The sequence below is a fragment of the Ruminococcus sp. 1001713B170207_170306_F1 genome, from assembly GCF_015668065.1.
Taxonomy (GTDB): domain Bacteria; phylum Bacillota; class Clostridia; order Lachnospirales; family Lachnospiraceae; genus Blautia_A; species Blautia_A faecis.
In genome coordinates this window covers 23,644-47,515 of record NZ_JADPEX010000016.1, presented here as the reverse complement: position 1 = coordinate 47,515, position 23,872 = coordinate 23,644, and the positions used below count along the sequence as shown (strand labels likewise).

Sequence of the window (23,872 nt, the reverse complement as noted above, 5' to 3'; positions counted from 1 at the left end):
GGTTCATTCCCCCTGGCGTTCTTTCAGTCTCTGTTCAGCTGCGATCCGCTTGGGATGCTCCGGTGGGTAGCATTCCCGGAAGCCTTCCACGGCGGCTTTCAGATATATATCTTCTTTTTCCTCATCTCCAAGTGCGCGGTAAACGCGTGCCAGATTCCAGGTAGGCTCTGCGACTGCCGGACCTACAAGTCCATTCTCCTTCGCAAGCTCCAGCGCCTCTGTCAGATATGGAATCGCTTCTTCCGGCTTTCCCAAGTCCAGGTAGACTACACTCATATTGTTGTCCACCATCAGAAGCATAGAACCCTCACGATAGCCATTCTTAAGCAGCTGATTGCGAACCGCAAGATGACATGCCAACGACTCTTCCCTTCGTCCGGCAGCATTATACATTCGTGCCAGTTCCTCTGACATGGCAGAATACATCTGATTTTTCTCACCACAGTACATTTTGCACCTGTCCGTTGCTTGTTCCATACAATAGGCGGCTTCTTCCATATTCTGATCCATAGCTGCAAGCTGACCACGAAGCTGCCATATTACAAACTCACTCTCAACCTGACGCTTTCTTTGTATCTGTCGTATCTGCTCTATTTTTTCCAGACAATCTGCCAGCTTTTCTTTTTCCTGAAGAAACATATGACATTCTGCTTTTTGATAAAGAAAATCCAGTATTCTCTGGCTATGCCCCCATTGTACACACATGAGGATTCCACGTTCTACCCACATTTCAACCTTTTTCACATTAAGCTTCAACATCTGCATATTCGTCTGCAAAAGCGCATATCCAATTTTATAATCAATATTATCCTTCTGTTGAAAAATTAAATCACAGATCTCCCGGTAACACTCATAATTACTGCTTTGCTCCAGCCTATTGCAAAAATCACTTATAGCAAACAACATCCATTCCGATGATAGCGTTCTCTTTTTCAGCTGTTCGCGGAAGAGTTCTATATATTCTTCATTTTGTTCAGGTTTTGTCTCTGTCAGACACGCTACCATAAACTTCGTCTCATTGGAAATCTGTGCACATCTTTTTTCCAGTTTCCGGATTTTCCCGCACATAGGAACCGGCAGCTCCAGATATCGGGCAGCCTCTGCCGCCAGTGCCACAAGCTGGTCACTGACCGCTCCCTGTACTCTGGAAATTCCCTGGAAGACAAGCCACGCAATTTCCTCCATACGAGGATCCTCGTCTTTCGATGCCTGTTTCGGGAAAAAGCACTTCTGTGCCCGTTCCCAGAATGGCTGAAACTCAGCTTCTGAAAAATCCTTTGTACACAGACTCTCTGCAATTACAGGATGCATACGGTAGCCATTTCCCGTATCTTCCAGCCAGCCGAATTTCACCAGTCTGCCAAGCGCCTCTCCCAGAGTTTCGTTTTTCTTCAAAAATCCCTGGAAAAACATCACAGTAAAATTCCGGTCAATTTCCTGATACGGCAGAAGCGCGAACATCCTTGCCAGCTGGCTTCCGGTTTCTCCAATATCAGCCAGTTTGTACAGCCCACGGTACATATCAATGAGTCCGAACTCTTCTGCAACATCATTCCAGTTATTCTGCAGCTCTTCTTCCAGATAATCCCAATTACCAAAATAGTAGGTCCCCGCTTTTCCAAGAAGCTTCAATGTCAGAGGATGCTGAAAAATCTCTTTTTCCAGCAAACGACTCAGCCGGTCTTTTTCCTCTCTGGAAAGTATTTTGTTGTAATTGTCACGAAAAATCAAACTTAAGGCACTCTTTTGCGGTGCCTTTATGCCAAATGTAGTAAACCCATCCAGATGTTTCTGACGTGAAGTAACAAATATGGTGCACGGCAGATCTTTCAATTCTGACAGGTAAGGATCTTCCTCTTCCGTATGGTTCATATTATCCAGAAAAAGCACTGTTTTTTCCTGATGCTCTTCTGACAGATGATAGATACTTTCGTGAAATCTTTCTTCCACGCTCTCACCAGTAAGATTCAGAAAACTTCTGGAAAAGCTGGCCGCCAGATTCTCCTCATACTGAACAGCTGCGATCCGGCACTTTACTTCTTCCTGCTCCATCCAGCTCACAAGCTGACGCATGAGTTCTGTTTTTCCAATTCCTCCAATTCCGGAAATCAGATACTTTCCGGAATTGAAGAACATCTCTTTCAAGTCATATAACTCTTCTTCTCTGCCAAAGAAATGGCTGGCTTTCACAGATTTCCGGAACAATTCACAGTTTCGCAGAGTGAGAAAGCTCTGCCTGGTTTCCCCGGATTCCTGATAAATACAGCTCCAGATATATTCCGGCTTTAAGTCTTCACGGTTTCTTACCAGTTTCATTTTTGCCCCGGATATTTCCGGCCCCGCCATCGCGTGCAGACTAAGCAGGGTAAACAGCCAGGCATCCCCAAAGGACTGGGAAAAATCCTTCTGTTTTTTCTCTATGTAATCGATCCAGAAGATCAGCTTTTCCCCACACTCTTGGGACAGCCATGGATCTGACTCCATGACCATGCCCAGAAATTTTCTCAGCTTCTGTACAAACACAGAATGGTTATAATTTTTCTCTTTCAGGAATTTTTCAAAAATCAGTACCTGACTGCCAAATGTCTCCGTATTCAGACCTTCCAGCACTTCCTCTATGTATATATGATACAAGGGAAAGCTTTCCTTGCGATTACAAAATTCCGAATGATAACGGTTCTGGCTTCCATCCTTTCGAAAAATCATTTTTCCGTGTCTGGTGCCTTTCCACTCATAGAGAAGATATTCATCCCAGAATCTGACCAGAGTCAGACCTTTTTTACTTTTTTCACGTAAAATACCTGTAGAATAAACCGGATAATCTTTCACGGTAAACAACCGATATAAATTTTTTAACGAAAGCAACACATTTGCCTGCTCATCTTTCTTCATGTCACATTCTATCTAGTTGTAAACACAACAACTCGTTCCTTATTTTTTAATTGTAATTTTGGCTTTTTTCGTGTACACACCAAACACCTTCTGTTTCTGCTTGTTCAGTTTATAGGCACACGCACGTATATAATACGTATGTCCCTTAGAAAGATTCTTTATCGTTACTGTATTCTTCTTGGATTCCTTGATTGCTACAATATCTGTAAGACCGGAATCTGCTGTCACTACAAATGCATAACCAGCAGCACCTTTTACCTTGGATGCCGTAATGGTGATCATACCCTTCTTGTTATTCTTTACACTGATCTTCTTTACCTTAGGCACAACATATGTAGTAAATTTAACTGCCTTGCCGTACTTTCCGGTAACCTTCTTGCCGCCGCCCTGTGCGATTGCTCTTACTTTTACATAATAGGTCTTTCCAGATTTCAAACCGTAGATCAGTTCATTGTTTTTATTTTCCTCGACAATATAATTCTTTACATTCTTCTTGAATTTCTTGTCAGTGGAAATTGTGATCTGATATCCGGTTGCACTTGCAATCCGCTTCCAGGAAATCTTGGCGCCATCGGTAAGCACATTGGTGGCCTTGGTTCCGGTAAGCTTCGGAAGCTTGGATGGAATTACAGTGTTCTGATTGTTATCAGAAGCGTTCGGAGTCTTCGTCGGTTCCGGAGCAGATGGTGCCTTAGTCGGCTCTGCGTTCGGAGCTTTTGTCGGCTCTGCCGTTGGAGCTTTCGTCGGTTCTGGTGCCTTGGTAGGATCTGGGTTCTTTTTCCAGTTTGCAGTCAGTTTAACACCACTTACCAGTTCACCCATTGATGGTGTGTAAGAACCGGAAAAGTTTACTTCTTCATCATCCGCATCTACTGTCGTCCATCCGGTAAAGGTATAACCGCTTCGTGTAGGCGCTTTCAGCTCAATACTGTTTCCACCTGTGAAAGTGGATGGGTTGGAGCTGTCATTTGTTCCGCCAGCCAGATCATAACTAATTGGAAGCACATCACCATTTTCATAATAAAAATGATAACGTGTATTAAAGTAATTGTCCACATAAGAATTTTTTACAACGTATAATTTACAGCTGTCCTTGATGGAATCAAAGGCATAATATGTGTTCCTGTCTCCTATAGAAGCCATAGAGTCATAATCCAGATCCAGTACACGGGCCGGAATGTGAATCTCTGTAAATTTACAGGAATCAAATGCAAAACCGCCTAACAATACTACATCTGACGGAAGTGTATAGCTTCCTGCCCAGCTTTTTCCTGCAGGATAGGTGAAAATACTGCTGCCAGCCACTTCCCCTCCGCTGCTTTTATAAACCTTACTGTAAAGCACACCGTCCTGGGAAGAAAGGTACGGATGTCCTGCGTCAACTGTGATTTCTTTTAAGCTTGTGCAGCCCTTGAACATTGCACCAACTGTATATTTTACATCAGCACCAATGCGGATACTTACAATTCCACTGTCGGTGAACTGATATTTCAGGCTGTCAGTTCCATGAATATATACATTTTCAAGATGGAGGTTCTTGCAGCCCATAAATGCACCTTCTCCGATACCTCCGCTTACGCTTGCCGGAAGAGAAGTAAATCCTGTAAGCGCTGTACAGCCTGCAAAAGCATAACTTCCAATAGTGGTTAAGCCCTCCGGGAGATTGATGTAAGTAAGGTTCTTGTTATCCTTAAATGCGTCCCAGCCAATTTCCTTCAGTGTGGAGGGCAACGTTACTTTTTTCAGTGTTTTAATGTTTTCTCCCCGTCCACTCGAGGGACTTCCATCCTCATTCCATTCATAAGCTACAATAGTCGAAATTCCATCGACATATGTAAGTCCTTCTGCAAAAGAAACCTCCTCAACATCTGCACAATACTGATCCCAGCCCAGTTCCAGCTCGGATGGGGCATTGTAAATTCTTTTCAGGTTACATTCTCCATAACTGTAAAAAGCTTCTTTATCAATCTCGTTATAAGCCCCTGTTGGCGGCAATGTTATCTCTTCCAGTTTCGGACAGTTACCAAATGCCTGCTTCTCGATTTTTACAGGCTGTGCACCGCCTACTGCGTCATTAAAATGCACGATTTGAAGATTCTTATCCCCATAAAACGCACTTTCTCCAATTACAAGCCGTGGATTCTGCGGCAGCTGAACGGCTGCCAGTCCGTCAAACCAGCTGCCACTTGTTGAAAATGCATTGGGCATCACATAGCAGAGTGTATCCGGAAGAATCAACTTATACAGCGTTCCGTTGCCATACTTTCCATCGTAATAGAAACAGCTAAACCGGTCCCATGTGTTATCATATTCTGAATCCGGAAAATACTTACCGATTCCAATTACCTTCTTCGCCACACCATCCTTATACACATATGACGGAACCTGCAGTTCCATAACAGCCTCGGTTACTGCGCTGATAATAGCTTCTCCATTTGTTCCATATTCATGGGCATACCAGATCTGCCCCTGACTGTCTGTCCAGGAAAATTCTTCCTTGTTCCACTTTTCGCCGTCGAACTGGAAAAACTGTCCTGAGCCTTCTGCATGCACGCTAAGCGCCATACCCAGGCACATGATAATGCCAAGGAACAGCATTTTCACACATTTTGAAATTTGTTTTTTCACTCTTTCATTCCCCCTTATTTTTTCGGCAATTATAACTGTTCAAAAATCCATTTGGGTTACTGTTCACTCCGTTCACAGCAACACGCTTCGTGGCTCTGAATAGCACCAGCAAATTTTCAAAAGCTGGAAAATTGCTCTTTTTTTCTTATAAAAAGAATATCATAATTGAATTTTTGAGACAATAATAGTGGGAAAGGTTACGGTTTTTATGCACAAGATTGCTTTTTTTATGCACAACACAACCTGTTTGACAACTATCCAGAAGGCAGTGTGAAGATACTAAACAGTTATCCTGTTAAAAAAAACTGCCGTGTCCAATATGTTTCTTAAACATATCAGACACGGCAGTTTATCAGAGGCATCATACATCCTGTAATATTGGCAGTTCTAAAGTCTGCCCCCTAATCATTCTTACAATCTGCACGCCCCGCTTTACGGTATATTTTGTCTTCTTTCAGTAGGCGTAGCCTGCTTCGCTCTCTTACGATTTATGACACTTTGACTGTAATAACCACCTTTTTACTTCCGGAGCGTACCGTAACTTTTGCAGTACCTTTTTTCTTCGCTGTGATTACACCACTTTTTGTCACAGTGCAGACTTTCTTATTAGATGTGGTGTAGGTCACTTTCTGCTGGGTTGTGATCGGCGCCAGAATCGGTGCCAAAGTCTGTTTTTTCCCTTTCTTTAAGGTAATTTTCTTCGGTACACCTGAAATTTTGGTGGTTTTCACCGTTCCCTTCTGGATGGTAACATTCACAGTTTTTACTGCCCCACCAGCCAGAGTCACTGTAAGTTTCGTCTTTCCTATTTTCTTCTGAGCCTTCAGCGTAACTGCGCCATCTCTGGTGTAGGAGCTTACCTTCAGAAGCTTACTGTTGCCTGAAACCACAGATGCTACATAGTCCCCACTCTCCATGCCGGAAATCTGGAACGCTTTTGTGGTCTGTTTTATTTTCATTTTCAGGCTGGAGGCTGTAAGTGTCATTTTGGAAGTCAGCGGATTTCCATTGTCTCTTTCTTCTGTGGTCTGGCAGATCTGGCAGATTCTCTTCTCTTTCTGAGCTGCAAATACAGTAGCATCTGCTGTCTTTTTCCATTCTCCCCAGGTATGTTCTGTCTTCCCAATTGTTTTCCCGCTGCTTAATCTGGTTCCGCAGATCTTGCAATAAGTATCTCCTGTATAACCTTCACTTGCACAGGTTGCAGCTTTTTTCCCTCTGACCTCTGTTTCCCCATGTCCCTTCGCAGGCAACTTCTCTGTTCTGGTCTGCCCACAATTCACACAGGCAAAGGTTCTGATGCCTTCCTCAGTACAGGTAGCTTCCTTTGTCACTTTTCCGTTATCCCAGCTGTGGGCATCTGGATTCACCGGCAAAACCTCTGTTCTGGTAATATGGCAATCCGTACACTCATAGCTGATAATTCCAGTGGAAGTACAGGTTGGTGCTATGACTACAGTTCCGTTATCCCAGCTGTGCTCTACTGGTGGTTTTGACAACGATACCATACCGATATTCACTTCGGTTCGAAGAGGCGGAACGGTCATCCAGTCACTCCATGTAGTTTCATATCCCTCTTTCTCGTATTTTACTCTCCACCAGCCTTCTGGAACATCCCATGCATATTTTCCATCTGCATTTGTCTGAAGAGGATTGTACTGGTTATATTCCCCGGCATTCCATTTCGTTCCATACTCGGATGGGGACGGCGTTCTATTCCAGAAGTCATCTGACTCATCATATGGGATCCAGTAAGCTGTTACAGTGACATCCTCAATTCTCTCTCCTGTGGAAAGATCAAACACATAGCCGCTTGGATCTACTACAAAACGAAGCTTGAATTTTTCCCCTTTAATATCTGCTTTTCTGATATCCCAGAATAATGAGGAAGCTGCTGTAATCGTTCCCAATATGGCAGTCAGCGCAATTACCGGACCTGCGCCCATCGCACCTCCGGCTACCACCAGTGGAATCATCGCTGTCATGATCATAAACATTTTCTGGTCGCTTTCCAGATTATCTACTGCTTTTAATTTCTCTTTTAATTCCTGGTCGGAATAGTTACCGCCGGAAGCCAGTACGTCTTTTCTCAGCTCATCCATGTCTTTCTCAATCTGATAGTTCTGATATAACATAGACGCTCCCTTATTTATTGTTGACAGGTGGGAGGAAATCTGGGAAAGTGTCCAGTACTGATCCAGAGTACCGGCATTATCTGTAGCAGTGTCCAGCATAAATCCAATGTATTTATTTCCGGTAACATCCTTTACCAGCATATACCAGGTGCCTTTGTCGGAATAATCCAGGTTGCAGATATACTTGCTGTCATCATACCCCGGGATCAGATAGCCCATATCTTTATTGGCTTCGTCGATCAATCCCTTCCATGTTCCCATACTGGAGCTGTTGCTCTCGTCAAACACGCTGATGGTGACATCCAGTCCTACATCTTTCAGATCTTCCCCGAATTTACCGAGATCAATGGTTGCGTCATAATCCGTTGCTGTATTTTTCCTTACCGTAATATCATTTTCTGCACCTTCCGGAAGTCCTTTCTGCAAAGCCTCCCAGTCAAAATCCTGTCCCATTTTTACTTCTGGAACTGTTTTGTTATATTCATAGCTGATCACACCAGGAACATAATTGTGATTGGATTCATCGAAATATCCGTCTGTCACAAACGCATTTTTTTCTGGATCATAGGTTGCTTCCAGATATTTCGTCTGGTTGTTTCTGGTACTTGTAACATACAGAGTCTTTATCTGTTCCGGATTTTCAAAGGTAAGCTCATAGTCAAATTTGCTTTTCGGAAGGTAATACACCAAAGGTGTTACTCCGTCTGTCTTTGTCAGATCGTAGGATTTTATTTTGTCATGCTCATTATAGTACATTTTGAAGGACTCGATTGAGGGTTCTCCTTCATTATAGGTAACTGCAGCAGTTCTTGTTTCTGTTGTACCATCTGCCTGTGTGCAGAGTGCTTTGATCTTATATGTCTCATAGTTGGAAGGATTTTCCAGTGTAAGGACGGCAGACCATAAGCCGGCCTTTGATACCTGGACTGTCTGCTGTTCTTTCTCATCCACAAGCAGGGTAACAGTTCCTCCAGCATTTGCCATACCGGAAACATTTACGGTTGGCTTTGATACAACATCTGGTGCATCTATGGTGAACAGATTAATGCTTTCATTCAATACACCAATGATTTCCTGGCTGGAGTTTCTATTCTTTCTGTAATTTAAAATGGCATAACTGCGAGCAGCTGACTGATTCTGTGCTTTGATGCTGAAACGGATAATTCCTGAGGTGCCTTTCACAGGAATGGTCAGTGTCCTGTCCTTTAAATTATAGTTCTGGCATAACTCCCCATCCACCTTTAATGTGGATTCGTCAAGCTCTCCGTTGGAAGGAAGAACCAGCTTCACATTCAGGTCGCTTACTGCGGATTTCCATGTGTCTTTTATGTTATAGCGTACTGTCATGGCCACATATCCATTGGCTGTGGCACTTCCGAAGTCTCCGTAATAGCTGGTGCCTGAACGATCCAGGACGGTTTCGGCGCTGTCCGTATAAGTTCCAATTTGCTCAAATGGAATATTATTTTCAATGGCATATATGGTTGCCATAGAATAATAACTGCAATGTATCGTCAGCTGTGGGCAGTTTTCGAATACAGCTTTCCTGATATCAGTAGTGGAATCTGGAATGTAAATGTTCTTTAAATCTGCGCAGTCGGCAAATGCATAATCTCTTATCGTCTTGGTATTGGAAGGAAGCGTTACTTCTGTAAGTCCGGTTGCTCCTGCGAATGCGTATGCACCGATTTCGGTCAGGCTTGATGGCAACGTTACACAGATTAGTGTGGTTAAGCTTGCAAAGCTGTGTGGTGCGATTACCTTTACTCCTTCCGGAATCTCTATCCCGGTCAGCTTCGGACAGCCGGAGAATACGTTTCCATATTCATAGCTGTTCGATCCGTTTCCACTGGGGCTGTTTACCCAGTTCACCGGATAATTGGCACTGACAAGATTGCTGCAGCCTCCAAAGACTTTATAGCCCAATGTGGTGATGCTGTCTGGCAGATGTATGCTGGTGATACTGGTATAGTTTTCAAATGCATAGGCGTATATGGTGGTAAGACCATCGGGAAGCTCCACACTTTCCAGCACTGTATTTCCCTGGAATGCTCTCGCTCCGATCACCTGAACCGCATAACCACCTATGTTAGATGGAACCTAAACGCTGGTGGCACTTCCGGAATATCTGGTAATACGCGCATAACTGTTATTTACAATTACATAGGAAAAATCACCTTCTGTCATCTCTGCCGATTCAGAAAGAGCCTCTTCCAATTCATTTGTCTCTCCAGTTTTCTCTACGTTTTCTTCCACGTCGCCCGAAACAAAAGCTGCAGCATCTCGCTTTACCGCCTCATCTCCCGCTTCTGCTCCATCCATTTCCGCAGATTCCCATCCACCAGAACCATTTGCTGAAGATTCAACTGTTTCTGATTCTCCAGACCAGAATCCATCCTCGTCAGTAACCGTTTCCTCCGATGTGGTCGCTGAATTACTCTCTTCCAACGTATACGCTTCCGATATGCCGGTTGTCGCATCGGCTTTCGTGTTGGTTTCTGTATTAGATTCCGTGTTAGTTTCCGCGTTGGTTTCTGTGTTGGTTTCCGTGTTAGTTTCCGCGTCGCCTTCATTCAAACTCTGGTTTTCAATAGAATCTTCTGCGAAGAAGTCCGCTGCAGCTGAAGTCCCAATTTCTTCTGCCGCATAAATCGGAATGCTTTGTGCACACATTGCAACACTCAACGAAATTGCAAGTATCCGGCTGATTGCCTTCCTTTTCATAATTCTTTTCTCTCCCTTAAATTCATTTGTAACTGGTCAGAATCAAACGACGAAATGCAAAGCATTTTTGAAATTGGATCTGAACAATTACATTTATTTTTGATAATTGACTAAATTCATTTTAGCATAGCTATTTTTCCCTTACAATCACAAACGGCGCCGGAAAAGTTAGTTGTCGTTTTTATGTATAAGCATGCAATTTTTATGTACATTCTCGAGTTCAATCCGACCGATAATTGTACTATCAATGCTGACGGTACAGTTGCTAACCAAATAAGATAATAGCGTAATATTACGCAAAAAAGCCTCACCGATCTGATAACAACTCTGTATAAGCGATATCAGATAGTGAAGCTTCTTATTTGGTAAACTATAACTACGCAATGCCTTCACAGTTACCGTATGTTTACAATGTATCTTTATTCAGTGAACAGTGGTGTAGAATAATATCTGTCACCAGTATCCGGGAGAAGTGCTACGATCACTTTGCCCTTGTTCTCAGGTTTCTTCGCATACTCGATTGCAGCGCTTAATGCAGCACCAGAAGAGATTCCTACCAGGATTCCTTCTTTGTGTGCAAGAAGCTTCGCTGTGGCAAATGCCTCATCAGCCTCTGCTTTATAAATCTCATCATAAACCTTGGTATTCAGAACATCCGGAACAAATCCGGCACCGATTCCCTGGATCTTGTGCGGACCTGCTTTTCCCTCAGATAATACCGGGGAGGTAGAAGGCTCAAGTGCTACAATTTTCACATTCGGGTTCTGCTCTTTCAGATATTCGCCTGTTCCGGTAAGGGTTCCGCCTGTACCAACACCTGCGATGAAGATATCAACCTTTCCCTCAGTGTCCTTCCAAATCTCCGGACCTGTGGTAGCCTTATGCACTGCCGGGTTCGCCGGGTTCACAAACTGTCCTGGGATGAAGCTGTTCGGAATCTCCTCTGCCAGTTCGTTAGCCTTGGCAATGGCACCTTTCATTCCCTTGGTTCCATCGGTAAGAACAAGCTCTGCGCCGTATGCTTTCAGAATGTTTCGACGCTCAACACTCATGGTCTCTGGCATGGTGAGGATGATTCTGTATCCCTTAGCTGCTGCGATAGATGCCAGACCGATTCCGGTATTTCCAGAAGTTGGCTCAATGATTACGGAACCTTCCTTCAGGATTCCCTTCTGCTCTGCATCCTCGATCATAGCCTTGGCAATTCTGTCCTTAACGCTTCCTGCCGGGTTAAAGTATTCCAGCTTCACAAGAACAGTAGCTTCCAGTCCAAGCTCCTTCTCAATATTAGTAACCTCTACAAGTGGGGTGTTTCCGATCAATCCAAGTGTTCCCTTATAGTATGCCATATCCATTCCTTTCCCGGCGCCTGCGGCCGCTTTACATTTATTTGAGGTGATGTCGCCGTATGGCGGCCCGCCTGTTATGTCTGTATCTGCCCCCAGTAACTGCCAGCTTGCTTCTTCGGCAATAATTGTCGATATTCCGTATTGATTTACTGGGTTATTTATTCGTTAAATGGATATTACCACTATTAACCCACTATGTCAATAGGTTTTTGGGATTTTATATAAGAAAATAGATTGGAGCGTTACTGTTCACTGGTAACATTCCGCGAGGTGTTTTTTGTGAACAAAGTTCACAGTAACATTAGAGCCGTCGCGTAGCGACGCTTGTACGATTTCTATACACTACAAAATCTCCACAATATACAAGAAAAGTACACCCAGTACTAATTAACACGTTGTGTTGTTTCGTGTTTTTAGCTGAATGTACCTTATTTTTAATAAATTATCACTCCTCTTCCTCAGCAACTTCACAGACCATCTCATATGCATCTTCCAGCGCGTCCAGAGCCTCAGTCAGTGTATCGACTTTCCTTACATCTGCGCCATCATCCTCATACTCCTGGATCAAATCTGAAAACTGGTCTTTCAGTTCCTCCATGTAATCTACAACCTGCTGTAATTTCTCTTCTTTTTCCAGTACTGCTGATAAATTAATAATTTTTCCCATAGTATGATGTCCTCCGCTTTCAAAAAAATGTTTTCTAAAGGTTTTTCATATTTTCCAAATCATAACATGTCCGAAACGTTCTCTCAATATTTCGCTTAAATTTTCACTTGCAGATTATGACGTATATTTTACAGAAAGCCTTTTTTCAAACACGCTATAGAGTTTCTCCCTTTTAATTATAACGTAGTCTGTAAATTCTTTTACAGGATTCCGCCCCGCATGCGCCGTCTCGTACTTCGCCAGCTATAATTTGCAAAAGCATCCTGGATTTCCTTTCGCTTAAGACGACTGATGGGGATTTCTGTCTTATCCGACAGCTTCAGAATATCCGTAGGCATAGCCACGATTTCCCTCATGGAAACCAGCGCCCACCGGATCGGGCGGCAAAACTCATTGGCTGGCAGAACCTCTTCCAGATCTGCCATAGACATGGAAGCATCTATCACGCCCTTTTTCGTGTGAATTTTCGCTCGTTTTCCATCTGCTTCTGCATACAGAATATCGGAAATGTAAATGCTCTCCTCCAGCCGTCCCACTTTCACGTTCACAGTCCGCAGGGAGTAGACACTGTCAAAAAAGCGATCCAGAATATGAAACAGCTTCTCTTTTCCCACTGGCTTCACCATGTAATGAAGCGCCTCAATATCAAAGGCCTCTGCTGCAAACTCCGTACTGGTGCTCCCGAACACGATCTGCACCCGGCTGTTTCTTGAAATCAGCTTCTTCGCCGTCTCCATACCGTTCATCCCACTCATAAAAATATCCATAAAAACCAGTGAATAAACGGATGTATCTGAGGATAAAAATGCCTCCCCGGAAGAAAATTCTTCTATTTTCACATATAGGTTATTTTTGTCTGTGTATTCCGAAAGCAGCCGGGTGATATTCTCCCTGTCTTCCGCAAGGTCATCACAAACCGCTATTTTTATCTCCTGGTTCATGTGTAATTCCTCCCATAGAATCTGTCTGAGGTCTGTTTCTGAATCTGCCATCCCTCATATTTCTGCATAATAAATGCCGCATTCTCCGGGTAAAAATCTGTCTTTTATGATTCGCTCAGTTTTTGAAACATTTCCAGATATTCCTGCTCTACTTCAACAAACGGCCGCACTGTATAATCCAGCTCAAAGTGCAGCTTCGGTGCATCCCCCGGTTGTTTCTCTTCCAGAAGAACCTCTAAATCATACCAGAGAAGATCATCATCAATTTCTTTCAGACGCTGCGCTTCTTCATCAGTCAGACTGCTTCCCAGAAATTTCTTATAAATCACCTGAAGCAGCTGCTCTTCCACCTCACGGTATCTGGGCATCTCCTGCTTCAGCGGACGGGGCACATCTGACATATAGCACTCGCTGGCATCATGCAAAAGACAAGCCAGCGCCTGACGATTGGAATACCCTCGCCCAAGAGCCTCCTTCGCACAGCAAATACAATGCTCCCCAACAGACCAGAAAGAACTTACATGTCCATTTCCCCTACAGGTCAGCGACAACGCATGTGCAATATCCTGAATATCGATCTTCTCCGCCTCCGGATGAACCGGATTGAAATGGTTTCTTGTGTATGTGGTTATGTAACTCATAGGATGCCTCCCCTACTGCTCTTTTCTTTTTCTTGCAAGATACTCATCCAGTTCTTTCTTGATTTTCTCCGGAATCTCCCTTGCAACCGGACACACTGCTGCATTTGCAAAACGTTCTGTAAACTTCACCAGAAAATCAATATCCCACTGAAGCTGCTCCATAGACATAACCGCCTTCACATCATAGCGGCAATGAATTGGTGCCACATTGGAGCTGGCAATTCTGGCAAAAGAGAGTGCCGGAATTCCACTGTCTGCAAAAGGTGTAGAATCACTGGAATACACTCCGGTCTTTGCCTCAATTGGAAAACCGATCTCTGCTGCCATGTAAGATATATAATGTGCCAGCTTGTCCTCTGCGGAAACACAGGAGATAAATTTACCCATATAAGTTCCAATCATATCCAGATTAATGTTCTGCACTATTTTGTCCAGTTCCTCTTTATGCTCCTTCACATATGCCTTAGAGCCCAGAAGCCCTCTCTCCTCACTTCCGCAGAATACGAAACGAAGACCATAGTTCAGTTCTTTTCCCTTCAGCTGTTCCATAATTCCAAGCAAACCTGCGCAGCCACTCATATTATCATAAGCGCCGTGGGATAAAGAAGTGGAATCGTAATGGGCACTAAGCACAATAAACTCGTCCCGTCTGCCCGGAATCTCTGCAATTACATTGTGTGACTCCCCGTCGTACTCTTTCTGGGAAACCTCCAGACGAATGTTCTTCACCTTATTTTTCACCAGTTCTACTGCCTGGCTGGAATGGATCATGGCGCAAAGAACTTTCCGTTCTTTCCCTACAACGGCTTCGCGCAGATCGCGCTGATCAATATCTGTATTTGGATAATACATATTTCCGTACTGGAAAATAATTCCCTTTGCTCCTGCTTTCATCAGGTCCTGGTAAACAAAAAATCCAACTCCCTGAGTGTCCATCAGTACAATTTTGTCTTTTGCACCTGCTATGGAAACAGGATCCGTTCCCGGCATATAATAAAGCTCTCCCTCTACGCTGCCGCTGCCACAGCAGTTAAACGCCTTACAGGTGATTTCCTTCCCATCTGCAAACAAATGCGCAGATTCAATCTCTCCCATAGCAACCCGAAAAGCCTCCAGCCTCGCTGGCACTCCCAGCGCCTCGCACTGCGCTTTCAGAAATTCAGCAACCTGCAGTTCCTCCTTCGTGCCACTGGCGTGGACGAAATCGGTGGATTCGAAAATATTGGATAAATTCATGATGGTTTTCTCCTTTGTGAATTGAAGATAAAATCTCCGGCTCTCAGAGTGTCCCTGAGAACCGGAGGTTTGTTTTTATAAATTTCACTTAAGTTTATAACATTTTACGTATTAATACCTTTCATCGTGATTTGTTTCCCTTACTTAAATTTAGTTTTCGGTTACATTTGCTCTTTTTTCAAACAGATAACCCATTCCACGACCTCCAATCTCGCCCATCATCTCTCTTGCCTCGTCCACGGGCACATTCATCTTTATTAGTAAAGTCCATAAAATCTTCTTGTAAATTTCTTTTATCGCTTCCGGCGCATTGCTGTAAATAGAGTTGATTTGCTGGATACATCCTTGATATCTTCAGGCTGAACATTCGCAAACAATGGAATATTCGTATAATTTCTCAAAAACTGGCTGACAAGTGTATCGTTTTTGAAAATCTCACGACTGTTCACATCTCTTGTATGCAGCTCCGGATGGTAAGCAGTGTCCCTTTTTCTTTTGTTCTGTGGCTTTCTGCTCATTTTTCCTCCTTACGCAGGAAACGCTTCACAGATTAAAAGATATCTACAAGTTCATAGTAACACGCACAAATTCAGAATACAAGAAGGGACCATAAAATTTTCACTTCATATGATTGACCATAGAATGCCTTTTCCAATGTTTTACTAATAGTGCGTTTAAAGATTGCATCCAATCTCCTTCTTGACAGCCATGCTTCTTTTTATATCTGTCTCCCCCCACAAATAACCAAATATAATATGTACACTCCTTAATTTACTTTAAAAGAAATAGCCATGCGAGCCCCCTCGCACAGCCATCTCATATCTTTCATATTATTCAATTCCCTCACACAAACGGATTATAAAATCTCCCCCACCGTATCGTCACCGTCATGCTGACTACCAGCAGCAGCACGCCAACTCCAATTGCCACGAAGTCCCTTTTCTCAAAAGGTCTCTTCATATACCACGTTCTCTTCTTATCCTTTCCGAACCCACGCAGTTCCATGGCATTGGAAATGGTATCAATCCGATTCAGGCTGGTCAGGATCAGCGGCAGAAGAATATTCACCGAATTCTTCAGCCGGGCAAAAAAGTGCTCGTTTTTTCCAAGTTCTACGCCCCTTGCCTGCTGAGCCTGGCTGATGCTGTGGTAGTCACGCTGAATGTCTGGAATGTATCGAAGCGCAATCGCCACAGAATAACCCACTTTATAGGAAATTCCAATACTGTTCAGGCTAGCAGCAAACTCACTTGGGTTCGTTGCAGAAATAAACAAGATCGCAACCGGCAGCGCAACAAAATATTTCAGAGAAATATTCACCATATAAAACAGCTGCTCTGCAGTCAGATCATACCGCCAGAACAGGTGGCAAAGCACATGTCTGGTGCCATACAGCGTCGTTCCCTGGTTAGGATCAAACAGGAAAATAAACAGATTATTCAACACCAGAAATACCAGCATAAAAATCATCATAAACCGCACTTCGCGGAACTTAATCTTACTCAGTTTAAACGCCGCCAGGCTCACCGCAAACAGCCCAAGCAGTACCCACGTATTATAAGTGATCATACTTGCAAAAGTAAAAAGCAGGAAAAACGCCAGTTTGGTGGTACCTGTCAGCTTGTGTATCACACTTTCCCTTGGCAGATAATTCAACACTGTCTTAGCGGCCATGGCTTCGCACCTCCCTGTCCTCCTCAATAAAACGCTGCACAAACTCTTCAGCCGGACTGATTCCCAGCTGGTTCGCCAAGGTAAAAAGACTGGTCTCCTTCAGTGCCGCCTGACGGATCAGCTGTGGATCACAAAGAGCTGCTGCCGCGCTTCTGTCCGCGATCAGCCTGCCGTCAGCAAAGACCAGTGCCCGAGGCGTATATTCCAGCATCAAATGCATATCATGGGTAATCATCACAACTGTTACCCCTTTTTCATTCAGCCCACGAAGGAACTCCATAATCTCTGTATAATGGCGAAAATCCTGTCCCGCAGTCGGCTCATCCAGAATGATCAGTTCCGGATCCTGCACCAGCACACTGGCAATGGTCACACGCTTCTTCTGCCCGAAGCTAAGCGCCGATACCGGCCAGTTCCGAAATGGGAAAAGTCCGCAGACTTTCAAAGTTTCCTCCACTTTTTCCCGAATCTCTTCCTCGCTTTTTCCCATATTGCGAAGGCTCAGTGCCACCTCATCAAAAATCATAGTCTTGGAAATCATCTGATTGGGATTCTGCATCACATAGCCAATATGTTTGGCTCTGTGGCGGATATTTTCCTGCAGAAGATTCCTTCCCTGGAAAAGGATTTCACCGGAATCTGGTGTCTCAAAGCCGCAGACCAGTTTGGAAAAAGTAGATTTACCGGCACCGTTTTTCCCTACAATGCTGACCATTTCACCCTTTTGGATTGTAAGAGAAACATCACGTAAGGTCTGCCTGCCTCTCTCATAACCAAAGGTAAGATTTCTAACTTCAAGCAGCGGCTCATGTTCTTTCTCAGCCTCTGCTGCCGGGCGGGACCAGAACCAGTCTGTCATTTTCTTCCGGTCTGCCTTATCTATCACAACAGAATCAACATGTGCCGGTTTCTTCGCAGGAGCAAGTTCCACACCTGCATAACGCAGTGCAGTAAGATAAAGAGGCTCTCGGATTCCGTTTTCTTCCAGAAGTCTGGTGGACAAAAGCTCATCCGGGTGAAGATCTGCCAGAATTTTTCCATCGCCCATAAGAACAATACGGTCCACATCTCGCCACAAAACATCCTCCAGACGGTGCTCAATGATCACCACCGTAGTATCTGTTTTTTCCTGAATCTCGTCGATCAGCTCAATAGTCTGCTTACCTGTAGCCGGATCCAGATTGGCCAATGGCTCGTCGAACAACAGGATTTTCACCTGATCCACCATTACCCCCGCCAGGCTGACGCGCTGCTTCTGCCCTCCGGAAAGCTCGTGGGGCGCGTAATCCAGATGATCCTGAATTCCGACCAGCTCTGCCGCGTGACGGGTGATCTCATGCATTTCATCCTGCGGCATGCAGCTGTTTTCCAATGCAAAGGCAATATCCTCGCCAACCGTCAGCCCGATAAACTGACCATCCGGATCCTGCAGCACTGTGCCCACATGTGCAGAGAGCTGAAAAATGCTGCTCTTCGGCGCATCCACACCATCCACAATAAGTTCCCCGCTGCATTCTCCTGGATTGGAAAAAGGATTCAGGCCATTGATGCAGCCTGCCAGAGTACTTTTTCCACAGCCGGAAGGACCTGCGATCAACACCCGCTCGCCAGGATAAATATCCAGATTAATTTCCTTCAGCGTAGGCTTTTTCTGTGCCCGGTACTGGAAAGAAAAGTTTTTGAAAGAAATAATAGGAAATTTTTTCTCTGTCATATAGTACCTCAAAATCAAATATCCTGAAGCGAATCCATCGTCAATTTGTAAACAATGTGACTGCTTCAGAACCACTTAACAATTTGCATCTCTATAAGTGTACACCTTACACCATCTCAAAAGGATAACACGAATTTCTTAAATCCACAATAAAATTTCTTACCAAAGTTTATCTTATTTTGCATAAATCTTGCGAAATTTACTTTTTGGATCCAATAAAATTATGCATCAAAAAAGACCCTGCCACAAGTTTCCCCATAGCAAGGTCTTTTACAAATTTCCCTTTCAACTTATTCCTGATCCAGGGAGCCTTTCTTTGCAATTGTTTTTGTATAAGCCAGGATCAGAAGACCGCCGACTACAACACCTGTGATGGTGTTTGAAACTGCAGCGAATGCGCCCTGTGCAAATACTTTGTTTGCCGGCTCAGCATAGATTACAATGTCAAGTACAGGTGCAACAACTACCCATCCTACAACATGTGCGATCACGTTTGCAACTGTGAAAACGGCAACTTTGCCTTTTCCGAAATCGCCTTCCTGAACCTGAAGCTTCTTGGCGAACAGACCGATCACAACACCTACAAATGCAGATGTGATAACCCAGCTCCACCATGGGCTTCCACCCCAGGACAGGTCGATCAGTGTATGTCCGATGAAACCAATGAGTCCGCCTGCAACCGGGCCATACATTGCTGCAAGAAGTCCAAGTACTGCGTACTGAAGACTGATGTTTGTGTTCGGAACCGGACTAGGGATCGCCACAAAGCGTCCCAGCACAAAGAACAGTGCTGCACCGATACCGATAGCAACTACGGTTTTGATACTATTGTTGTTTTTCATAGCTCTTTCCTCCTACTATGTGTCTTACTAGAGCGTGTTTGATAAAGGCTTTCTGCAAGATGTGCGTCACAATTTGCGGGAATGTTTTTTCAAGCAGGCTCTAACACGCTATAGTATACGCTTTATTAAGAGCTTGTCAATCTGAATCCACAGTATTTCAGCCTTTCACCGGAATCTTAAACACAATTTTCGTTGCGGGCTGGGCTTCTGTTACGGCGATGCAGGGCATATGACCGTCTTCAGGAGCGTAGAAACCAAACATGCCAGCCTCCAGAAGAGTGTATCCCTGCTCCGGACCACTTTTATAGAAAATAATGTCAGCTTCCGGGGTGCGGTCATCCTCCACAGTAAGCTTGCGAAGAGAAGCCCAATAGATTTTTTCAGTGCCTTCTACAATATACTGAAGGTCGCAGTATTTCTTATGGGATTCCATCTGTGCACCTTCCAGTGGCTTGGTGGTATATTTCTGCACCAAAGCAAAAATACCATTTTCCAGATCGTATCTGCCTTCTGGAAGATTCTCCTCTTTCTGTCGTTTAATGAACTGCTGCACCATGTCAGCATAGTCTTTGAACTCCTCGTAGGAATTCAGTTTGTCTGCATAATCTGCAATCATGATAAATCCTCCTGTTCATTTTTTTACTGTTCTTCATACTCACAAATATAGCTCTGCCCCATCATACCGTAAGGCTTCAGCACCTTCCCATCCGTATGGAACATTCCCTCGGTGCGAAAATCAGCCCAGCTGATCCGGCTGCAGCCGGTGTAGGACTGGTGGAATGGGCCGAACATGTTTCTTGGACTTCCGGAAACTTCAATTTCCAGAGTATTCTCTTCTTTTTCGAAAAGACCAGTTACATCTGTGACACAGTTCTTCTTTTCGAAATGAAAACCAGCTTCCTTACCATTTACTCTGACTTTCAGAAGGGTACCTCTCCACTCACCCAAATGAAGAAGAACCTGCTTATCGGAAATCAACTGTGGCACCTTGTACTGGTAAATCATACCGCCAGGATAGTTTACATAACCTTGCATGCTCCAATCACCAGTATGCAGAATTTCTTTTTCCCTGGAAATATTGCCAGACATATCTACGGCGAAATTTCCAATTACGAATACATCTTCCAGTTCCCGCTTTTGGTCGTAACTGCCTTTTATGGTAATCCGATGCACCCCCTTACTCAAAGCAGGAAGTCCGAAGCAACGCATGTCTTTGTCAATAAACCATTTGCCGGTCTGCGCACATTTCACGCCATCGAAGTAAACTTCCAGACCATAAGGCTTCTCAATTACAAAACTGCATTCACTGGAAATGTCTTCTGCAACATTAAACCGGAAATGCATGGTAAATGGTGTTCCATCTGCCGGATGTGGCTGATCCACCCAGGTATATCGCTGAGGTGCACCGTTATAGTAAACCTGCTGCATGCGCAATTTCTCACGAATTTCCTTCTGCGCCTGCCAGATTTCCATCTCTGCGGACTCACAGACGCTTCCTGCTTCTGACAGTCCGCTGCCATGTCTGAATTCTGATACCTGCTCTACAATTGCGTCAAGATCTTTATCTTCCACCATAGCATTTCCGTCACAAATTTTATTTGCTGAAGCAACCCCCAGCTCATAAGTACATTTATCTATCGTCAGCACATTCTCCATAGTTCTTCTTAATTTCGCGTCCGGACCGAATGTAGCTAATACGGGATCTGTGTAATGCGGATGTCTGTATGGGAATGTGGCAGCTTTGCTCACTGTCATTTCATGCACCGCATTTACGCCATCAGAAACAGCGGCCAAGTCCACAACGGTAGTATCTTCCTCAATTCCACATTTGTCTTCAACACTATTTATCTCTTTAATAATCTGTCCAGCCCCTATTATTTTCTTCACAAAATAAATTCGGCTCATCCCCGTCTCGAATGTCCTGGTAAAGCAAACGCCCTCTCCATCCGCAACAGTTTCCACCTCACAAACTTCTCCGGTCAGCGGGTCAAGCTCTTCCACAGCGTTCCCGCAGTCAAGTTTTATGTAAACCTGATGTGCATTGTTCCGATCGTGATTTGTCAGGAAAAGAATATGTCCATCTTCTGTCTTTCTCAGCATGGAAAGAATCTCACCATCCTCTGCGCCGCTGGCATTTCGCACAGTAAAATCTTTTCCGGTGCATTTCGCCACAGCTTCCGTCAGCTCCCATTCATGCTCAACCGTATGAACAAATGCTTCCTCATCTAAAACATCCCGGATATCACCATATTTTCCACACACTTTCCTGCGGTCAGATTTCTCTTCATTTACATCTTCACTGTCTATTTTTTTATCCCATCTCTTAGCAACGCAGATCTGCTTACTACCAATCCGTTCTCCTTCAATCATCACCGGATACGGCTTCAGCCAGATCACCATTCCACCAGCTGCAAGAAATTCCTTCAACAGCTTCACCGTGTTTGCAAACAGATTGCTCACTCCCGGAACCACAACCACCTGATAGCTGCACTTTCCTGCCACAAACATTCCATCCTCAACCTTGCCGTCCTGCTCCAACAGGATCTCATCTCCAAAATCAAAATCCACATGCCCTGCAGTCAGCGCTTTTGCGATCCGGTTATAATACTCACCTTTTCGATTTAAAGAAGTAATATGCTCATCCAGCCATCCCATATTCATTTCCAGATGATTGAAATCCTCCGCCCGGTCACTGCGGCACTCGGTCCAGATGCTGGAAATCGGATGGATCATCAGCACCTTCCGCACCGGCTCACCCTGAGAAAGACACAGCGCCAGACGACCAAAATAATTCTCCATCTTATCATTGTCATCCCACCAGGTATTCTGATAGTTGAAAACCGGCGGATAGTCCCTCTTCCTGCAGCCAGTAATGGAATACAGGGCAAGATGCTGACAACGTCTCGTAATTCCAAGCGCGAACTGCCAGTCTCCCAGCCATTTCTGAGTAGAAAAATCCAGCTCCCAGCCAGTGCAGCCGTAAGCCTCACTGATGGTCGTGGAACGTTCATACTGATGTGCCACGCTTGCACACTGTTTCACAGTCAGATACTCATCCGTCTGTGCGCCAAGAAGATCAATTCCAGGATTATGCAGATAACGAAGCTGAGGCATCGCCGCACCGCACACACGAGTCTGATAGCCCAGGTCGTTCTCATATAAAATATGTCCCGTAGTACGAAGCCCCCGTTTATCACACCACTCATAAACCTGTTTCATATAACTTTCTTCGAAACGCTGCGCCACTGTCTTCCAATAATCATGACGAATCTTCTCCGCCCCTTCCCCATCGAAAAACAGGTAAGGCAGCTTCTCCTGCGGATCATATCCTCTCTTTTCAATAAAATACTCTGTAAATCCAATACTCCACGGAATCCACGGTCTGCCTTCATGGAAAACGCTGAAGAAATCACAGCAGTTTGGTTCATCTGTGAAAAATCCTTTCACCTCTTTTGGAAAACTTCCGCCAAACACTTCCTCATAATGCTCATGGGTCAACTTCAAAAATGTCTTCACGCTCTCCGGATTCAGATTATCTGGCGGCATCAAGCCGTTGTACCACTCACTCTTACCAGAAATCTCCTGGCGCAGAAGCAGAATCTCTTCATCAACACCGCAAGCTCCAGCAGCTTCCTCATAAGTCAGATATTCTTTCATCCTCTTAATAAATCTGCCGTCCGCCGCCGTTTGAATCACATAAACACCCTGAAGAAACTCTGTCTCCATAGTTTCTTCCACTGCTAAATCTTCACCGCCGTTCCTGCCAGACATGAAATTTTCGTCCACGCTTCGATTCCCGCCGCACATTAACGAATCCGAGTCCCCGGTAACTATCCTTTCTTCCTCGGTACTTAGCTTCGCCGGTACCGCCAGCTCCCCGGCTTTCCCGCACTCCATCGTCAGCGCCCTGGCCGTAAACTCCGCTGGATTTACCTTGCTGACCATACCTCCCGCAGCCCCCGACGGCCATTTATCCTCATCATATATCCACAGCTCCAGATCATTTTCCCGGGCTTTATCCACACAGAACTTCACATCCTCCATCCACTCTGTGGAAAGATACTCCGTCTCCAGCCCTTCACGGGAATGAATAAAAAATCCCCCCATCCCCGCCTTCTTAAATCCCTCTATCTGCTCTCCCAGATTCTCCTTCTGAAGCCTGTCATTCCACCCCCAGAAAGGAGCACTCCGATACTCCTTCGGCGGATTCTCAACCAATCCCTTTACCTTATCCAATGTGCCCATCCTTATGTCCTCCTCTTATAGTCCCACATTACATTATTGTTCTAAATTCCCTATTCCATCATCACCAGCACCGTCGCTTTTATTGTATCCATTCGTTACCAATACACAGCGTTTTCGTAGCTGATATTCCTAAGCGGGGCATTTCCAGGTGCGCCCTTAACGGAGGCGAGATCCACTGCTTACG

At 44.6% G+C, this 23,872-nt stretch carries 15 protein-coding genes; all 15 read right to left on the bottom strand.

Going from position 1 to position 23,872, the window contains the following annotated elements; translation table 11 throughout:
• Positions 1 to 3: 3 nt before the first annotated feature.
• On the bottom strand, positions 4 to 2,892 hold the full coding sequence (locus I4V84_RS10890) for a tetratricopeptide repeat protein (protein ID WP_195991957.1): 2,889 nt from the start codon (positions 2,890 to 2,892) through the stop codon (positions 4 to 6).
• Between the two features lie 39 nt (positions 2,893 to 2,931).
• Positions 2,932 to 5,520 carry a leucine-rich repeat protein gene (locus I4V84_RS10885; protein ID WP_195991955.1) on the bottom strand — a complete coding sequence of 863 codons (2,589 nt, stop codon included), beginning with the start codon at positions 5,518 to 5,520 and terminating at the stop codon, positions 2,932 to 2,934.
• Between the two features lie 488 nt (positions 5,521 to 6,008).
• Positions 6,009 to 9,722 carry a leucine-rich repeat protein gene (locus tag I4V84_RS20585; RefSeq protein ID WP_195991953.1) on the bottom strand — a complete coding sequence of 1,238 codons (3,714 nt, stop codon included), beginning with the start codon at positions 9,720 to 9,722 and terminating at the stop codon, positions 6,009 to 6,011.
• 33 nt (positions 9,723 to 9,755) lie between these two features.
• Positions 9,756 to 10,379 (bottom strand): hypothetical protein, encoded by a 624-nt coding sequence (locus I4V84_RS10875; protein ID WP_195991951.1) that lies wholly within the window; start codon positions 10,377 to 10,379, stop codon positions 9,756 to 9,758.
• Positions 10,380 to 10,798: 419 nt separating this feature from the next.
• Positions 10,799 to 11,728: a cysteine synthase A gene (cysK, locus tag I4V84_RS10870; protein WP_195991949.1), complete on the bottom strand. Its 930-nt coding sequence runs from the start codon at positions 11,726 to 11,728 to the stop codon at positions 10,799 to 10,801.
• Positions 11,729 to 12,173: 445 nt separating this feature from the next.
• Positions 12,174 to 12,395 (bottom strand): hypothetical protein, encoded by a 222-nt coding sequence (locus I4V84_RS10865; RefSeq protein WP_118577908.1) that lies wholly within the window; start codon positions 12,393 to 12,395, stop codon positions 12,174 to 12,176.
• A gap of 200 nt (positions 12,396 to 12,595) precedes the next feature.
• A complete protein-coding gene (locus I4V84_RS10860) occupies positions 12,596 to 13,387 on the bottom strand; it encodes a LytTR family DNA-binding domain-containing protein (RefSeq protein ID WP_207748655.1) in 792 nt (263 codons plus the stop codon).
• Between the two features lie 53 nt (positions 13,388 to 13,440).
• A complete protein-coding gene (locus I4V84_RS10855) occupies positions 13,441 to 13,977 on the bottom strand; it encodes a hypothetical protein (RefSeq protein WP_118577906.1) in 537 nt (178 codons plus the stop codon).
• A 12-nt stretch (positions 13,978 to 13,989) separates the two neighbouring features.
• Entirely contained in the window at positions 13,990 to 15,213 is a 1,224-nt protein-coding gene (locus I4V84_RS10850; RefSeq protein WP_195991947.1) for a M28 family metallopeptidase, read from the bottom strand.
• A gap of 293 nt (positions 15,214 to 15,506) precedes the next feature.
• Positions 15,507 to 15,731 carry a hypothetical protein gene (locus I4V84_RS10845; RefSeq protein ID WP_187565356.1) on the bottom strand — a complete coding sequence of 75 codons (225 nt, stop codon included), beginning with the start codon at positions 15,729 to 15,731 and terminating at the stop codon, positions 15,507 to 15,509.
• Between the two features lie 325 nt (positions 15,732 to 16,056).
• Positions 16,057 to 16,887, bottom strand: coding sequence for an energy-coupling factor transporter transmembrane component T (locus I4V84_RS10840; RefSeq protein WP_195991945.1), 831 nt, complete (start codon positions 16,885 to 16,887; stop codon positions 16,057 to 16,059).
• Positions 16,877 to 18,601 (bottom strand): ABC transporter ATP-binding protein, encoded by a 1,725-nt coding sequence (locus I4V84_RS10835; RefSeq protein ID WP_195991942.1) that lies wholly within the window; start codon positions 18,599 to 18,601, stop codon positions 16,877 to 16,879. Before I4V84_RS10835 ends, I4V84_RS10840 begins: the two co-directional genes overlap by 11 nt.
• A 290-nt stretch (positions 18,602 to 18,891) precedes the next feature.
• Entirely contained in the window at positions 18,892 to 19,443 is a 552-nt protein-coding gene (locus I4V84_RS10830) for an ECF-type riboflavin transporter substrate-binding protein (protein WP_148461353.1), read from the bottom strand.
• A 157-nt stretch (positions 19,444 to 19,600) separates the two neighbouring features.
• Positions 19,601 to 20,059, bottom strand: coding sequence for a YhcH/YjgK/YiaL family protein (locus I4V84_RS10825; RefSeq protein ID WP_187565357.1), 459 nt, complete (start codon positions 20,057 to 20,059; stop codon positions 19,601 to 19,603).
• 23 nt (positions 20,060 to 20,082) lie between these two features.
• A complete protein-coding gene (locus tag I4V84_RS10820) occupies positions 20,083 to 23,688 on the bottom strand; it encodes a glycosyl hydrolase (protein WP_243284073.1) in 3,606 nt (1,201 codons plus the stop codon).
• Positions 23,689 to 23,872: the final 184 nt, after the last annotated feature.

Excerpts from the sequence above, each read along its gene's own strand:
- I4V84_RS10890 (WP_195991957.1), bottom strand. The coding sequence starts at position 2,892 with ATGAAGAAAGATGAGCAGGCAAATGTGTTGCTTTCGTTAAAAAATTTA.
- I4V84_RS10875 (WP_195991951.1), bottom strand. The coding sequence starts at position 10,379 with ATGAAAAGGAAGGCAATCAGCCGGATACTTGCAATTTCGTTGAGTGTT.
- cysK (WP_195991949.1), bottom strand. The coding sequence starts at position 11,728 with ATGGCATACTATAAGGGAACACTTGGATTGATCGGAAACACCCCACTT.
- I4V84_RS10865 (WP_118577908.1), bottom strand. The coding sequence starts at position 12,395 with ATGGGAAAAATTATTAATTTATCAGCAGTACTGGAAAAAGAAGAGAAA.
- I4V84_RS10860 (WP_207748655.1), bottom strand. The coding sequence starts at position 13,387 with ATGGCAGATTCAGAAACAGACCTCAGACAGATTCTATGGGAGGAATTA.
- I4V84_RS10855 (WP_118577906.1), bottom strand. The coding sequence starts at position 13,977 with ATGAGTTACATAACCACATACACAAGAAACCATTTCAATCCGGTTCAT.
- I4V84_RS10850 (WP_195991947.1), bottom strand. The coding sequence starts at position 15,213 with ATGAATTTATCCAATATTTTCGAATCCACCGATTTCGTCCACGCCAGT.
- I4V84_RS10845 (WP_187565356.1), bottom strand. The coding sequence starts at position 15,731 with ATGAGCAGAAAGCCACAGAACAAAAGAAAAAGGGACACTGCTTACCAT.
- I4V84_RS10840 (WP_195991945.1), bottom strand. The coding sequence starts at position 16,887 with ATGGCCGCTAAGACAGTGTTGAATTATCTGCCAAGGGAAAGTGTGATA.
- I4V84_RS10835 (WP_195991942.1), bottom strand. The coding sequence starts at position 18,601 with ATGACAGAGAAAAAATTTCCTATTATTTCTTTCAAAAACTTTTCTTTC.
- I4V84_RS10830 (WP_148461353.1), bottom strand. The coding sequence starts at position 19,443 with ATGAAAAACAACAATAGTATCAAAACCGTAGTTGCTATCGGTATCGGT.
- I4V84_RS10825 (WP_187565357.1), bottom strand. The coding sequence starts at position 20,059 with ATGATTGCAGATTATGCAGACAAACTGAATTCCTACGAGGAGTTCAAA.
- I4V84_RS10820 (WP_243284073.1), bottom strand. The coding sequence starts at position 23,688 with ATGGGCACATTGGATAAGGTAAAGGGATTGGTTGAGAATCCGCCGAAG.